This is a genomic window from Actinoplanes sp. NPDC048791 (assembly GCF_040650095.1).
Lineage (GTDB): Bacteria > Actinomycetota > Actinomycetes > Mycobacteriales > Micromonosporaceae > Actinoplanes.
The window spans coordinates 1-3,847 of sequence record NZ_JBEZGQ010000811.1 but is presented as its reverse complement, the minus strand read 5'-3'; the positions used below and the strand labels follow the sequence as shown (position 1 = coordinate 3,847).

The 3,847-nt window shown below is 66.3% G+C and carries 3 protein-coding genes; 1 reads left to right on the top strand and 2 read right to left on the bottom strand.

What is annotated here, in order from left to right; all coding sequences use genetic code 11:
- Positions 1-59: 59 nt before the first annotated feature.
- Positions 60-1,472 (bottom strand): RICIN domain-containing protein, encoded by a 1,413-nt coding sequence (locus tag AB0C29_RS37540; protein WP_360830835.1) that lies wholly within the window; start codon positions 1,470-1,472, stop codon positions 60-62.
- Positions 1,473-1,527: 55 nt separating this feature from the next.
- A complete protein-coding gene (locus AB0C29_RS37535) occupies positions 1,528-2,946 on the bottom strand; it encodes a pectinesterase family protein (RefSeq protein WP_360830832.1) in 1,419 nt (472 codons plus the stop codon).
- A 338-nt stretch (positions 2,947-3,284) separates the two neighbouring features.
- On the opposite strand from AB0C29_RS37535, the gene AB0C29_RS37530 reads away from it, so the two are divergent.
- On the top strand, positions 3,285-3,794 hold the full coding sequence (locus AB0C29_RS37530; protein ID WP_360830829.1) for a sigma-70 family RNA polymerase sigma factor: 510 nt from the start codon (positions 3,285-3,287) through the stop codon (positions 3,792-3,794).
- The last annotated feature ends 53 nt before the right edge of the window (positions 3,795-3,847 follow it).

Genomic DNA, 3,847 nt, shown 5'->3' with positions numbered 1-3,847 from the left:
CAAGCCGATCTTGGTCACCCCGGCCCCCAACCGTCCAACCGGAAGCCAGCAAAAAAAGATCAGAAACCGATATCCCCCTGAGGCCCGGCATACCGCCCAAGCAAAGCAGGCAAATCAGAAGCCTTGTCCAACGTATACGAGTAATAGCTCGAAGGACTAAACGCAGACCCCGAAGTCGACTGCTTACCCGTGGAGTTCACAACCACACTCCCACTCTGCCTCAGCTGAGCGGTAGCGTCCGGGTAGTAGGGGTCCTTCACATTGGAGAAGTAACTGTTCTCCAGCACCATCTTGGTAGCCCCACGAGCATAGTTCCCGTACGAAGAGATGTTCTGCAGATAGTTGTTGTAAAGATGAGCCAACGCCACATTGTCCGTACTGGGATTGCGCTGGTTGGTGTCGTGGATCCAGTTGTGGTGGATCGTCATGCGCGCGGTCACGTTCTCGGTCCAGCCGATCCCGAAGGTCTTGTTGTTGCTGGCCAGCACGTTCCACGACACGGTCAGATAGCTGGTGTCCTTGCGGCTGTCGATCAGCCCGTCGTTCATCCGGGTCAGCGTGTTGTGGTCGATCCAGATGTGGTCGGCCGTGTCCATCTGGATCGCGTCGTAGTCGTAGACCTTGTCATCCGGGTCGTCGTCCGCCATCTGCGTGTCGCGGATGGTCAGGTTGCGGATGATGACGTTCCTGACCCCGGTGCCGAGGAAGAAGCCACCACCGACGATGTGGCCGCTCGTGCCGACGCCGATGATGGTCTTGTTCGACTGCACCTTCAGTTCGGTGCCCTTGGGCGTGATCGTGATCGCCCCCGCCACCTTGATGACGTACGGCGTCGTCGCCGTGACGTACTTCTGCAGGTCGGCCTGGTTGGTCACGGTGACCGTGGGTCCGGCCGCCCCGCCCGTGGTGCCGCCGCCGGTCGACGCGAACCCGTCCGCCGTGTTCGACCAAGTCCGGCCACCCGTCGACGCGGTACGGAACGCCCACTGCTTGTTGCTGTTCGCCGTACAGGTCTCTTGGATGACCGCGGCGCCGGACGCGGTGGATGCGTCCTTGTCGCTGATGCACAGCCCGCTGTTGACGTTGATGATCTGGAACGTGTCCGTGCCGCTGGCGACGAGCCGCCACTGCTGGTTGGCCTGCGAGGCCACGCACGTGTACTGCTGCAGCTGCACACCGCTGGCGAGGGAGAAGCCCGGTACGTCCACACACTTGCCGCTGTTCACGTTGACCAGCTGATAGTTCGATCCGGCCGCAGTGAGCTTGAACTGCTGCCAGGCCGCGCCGGACGTGCATCCCCACTGCTGCAACGCGGCACCGTTGGCCGTCGACGCGGCGGGCACGTCGAGACACATGCCGCTCTTGGCCACCGCCACCTGATAGGTGCCGCCGGTCGCCGGCAGCGCCGCCGCCTGTGACGGCATGATCGAGTAGCCGACGAACGCGGCGGGGACCGCCAGCACCGCCGCCACCAGAGCAGCGCGTTTCCTGAGTCTCATGAATTCTCCAAAGGGATTGTGGGGAGGATCAGCCGACCGGGTTCCAGCCGTCGCTGCCGGCCAGGTACTTCTGCGGCGTGTAGGCGGCCGCGCTCGCGTCGCTGAGCTGGGGCCGGTTGCTGTTGACGCCGGCGCCCGAGCCGGTGTTCCGGTATTCGAGGAACCGGGCGTTCTGCCAGGTGTTGCCGGACATGTCGGTCCACGGCTGGGCGGTGCGCATGGTGGCGCTCAGGTTCGACTCGCGGAACAGGACCTGCGCGTCCGGGCCCCACGGGCGGCCGAGCTGGGTGACGTTGTTCGCGGCGCCGGTGATCGTGCACTTGTAGAACAGGAACCCGTATGCCTTGGCCGGGTCGGTGCGGGCCGCGGTGATCGGCCCGCCGCTGGTGCGTCGCTCGTGGATGGTGCTGGCCTGGAACACCGCGGTCCCGGCGCCGAAGATGAAGTCGACGGTGCCCTCGACGTACGAGTTCTTGACGTACGAGCGGTTGTTGTTGATCAGCAGGGTGTCCTGGTTGCCGAGGAACCGCACGTTGTCGAAGACGGCCCGGTCGCCGTTGAGGTTGGCCGCGACGGCCTGGCTGCCTTCGCCGTAGTCGTTGGCGATGCTCAGGTTGGCCGCGGCGAAGTCGGGGCCGTTGACGAAGACGGTGGCGCTGCCGGAGGTGCCGTAGCCGCCCGCGGAGCTGTGGTTGTTCACGATCACCGTCTGCGCCGCGGAGGTGCCCAGCCCCTGCAACGTCACGTACGGCTTGTTCGCGGGGATGGTGACGATCTCGCGGTAGGTGCCCGCCTTGATCGTGATGACCCGGCGGGTGGTGTTGTTCGCCGGTACCGCGTCGATCGCGGCCTGGACGCTGGCGTACTGGCCGGTGCCGTCCGCGGCGACCGTCGCCGTGCCCGTCGAGGTGGAACGGAACGCCCACTGCTTGTTGCTGTTCGCCGTACAGGTCTCTTGGATGACCGCGGCGCCGGAAGCGGTGGATGCGTCCTTGTCGCTGATGCACAGCCCGCTGTTGATGTTGATGATCTGGAATGTGTTCGTGCCGCTGGCGACGAGCTTCCACTGCTGGTTGGTCTGGCCGGCCACGCAGGTGTACTGCTGGAGCTGCACGCCACTGGCGGTGGAGAAGCCTGGTACGTCCACGCACTTGCCGCTGTTCACGTTGACCAGCTGATAGTTCGATCCGGCCGCAGTGAGCTTGAACTGCTGCCAGGCCGCGCCTGAGGTGCAGCCCCACTGTTGCAATGCGGCGCCGTTGGCGGTCGACGCGGCGGGCACGTCGAGGCACATGCCGCTCCTGGTCACCGCCAGCTGGTAGGCGACGCCCGTCGCGGGCAGGGCGGCGGCCTGCGACGGCAGGACGGTGTAGGCGATGGCGGCTCCGGGGATGACGACGGCCAGTGCGGCCACCAGGAGACGTCTCGCCAGCCTTGATCCAGACACTTCCGGTCCTCTCGTACGGGTCCGGCGGGCAGCGGGAGCGCTCCCAGTCGGTCACGTTGAGTCATCGCCGCCCGGGGGTGGAGCGGCACTGTCGTAGATGCGCGACCGGCCGGCGGACAACAGAAATCCGCGAGAAAAAGCGGCGGACCCTTGCTTTACAGCCTCCGCGTGCTGTGTCACGATACGGCGCGACATCGATCAGTTTCACGTTCCGGCAGCTCAAATCGGCCGTGCGCGACCCCATGCGAGGTCCTGGCCAGCGAGATTCGTCTATGTCTGCGCGCCGGCCGTCGCGCGGCTGTCCGGGTCCGGCGAGCCGGAGAAGGAGGAGGTCCCCGGTGACGCAGAGTCAGGCCGTCGGACATGACGTGGCCCGGCTCGTCCGCGACGCGCAAGGCGGCAGCGCCGGCGCCCTCGACGAACTCGTCGCCGAGCACCTCCCGCTCGTCTACAACATCATCGGCCGCGCCCTGGACGGCCATCCGGATGTGGACGACGTGGTCCAGGAGACCATGCTGCGCTCGATCCACGCCTTGGGCTCGCTGCGCGAGCCCGACCGCTACCGGTCCTGGCTGGTGACCATCGCGTACCGGCAGATCCAGCTGCACCTGCGCTCGCGCGGGGTCACCCGGCTCCGCCACGCCGCCGCGCCGGCCGAACTGCCCGATCCGGAGGGTGACTTCGCCGAGCGGGCCACCGCCGAGATCGTCGTCGCCGACCAGCGCCGCGAGCTGGTCCAGGCTGTGCACTGGCTCGACGACGCGGACCGTACGCTGCTCGGGCTCTGGTGGCAGGAGGCGGCCGGCGAGCTGTACCGAGGTTTTATGTGCTCGTCCCTCATGGTCTAGTACAAGTACGCCGGGGTCCGGTTGCAGCGGATGTAGGCCCTGCTGGAGTGGGC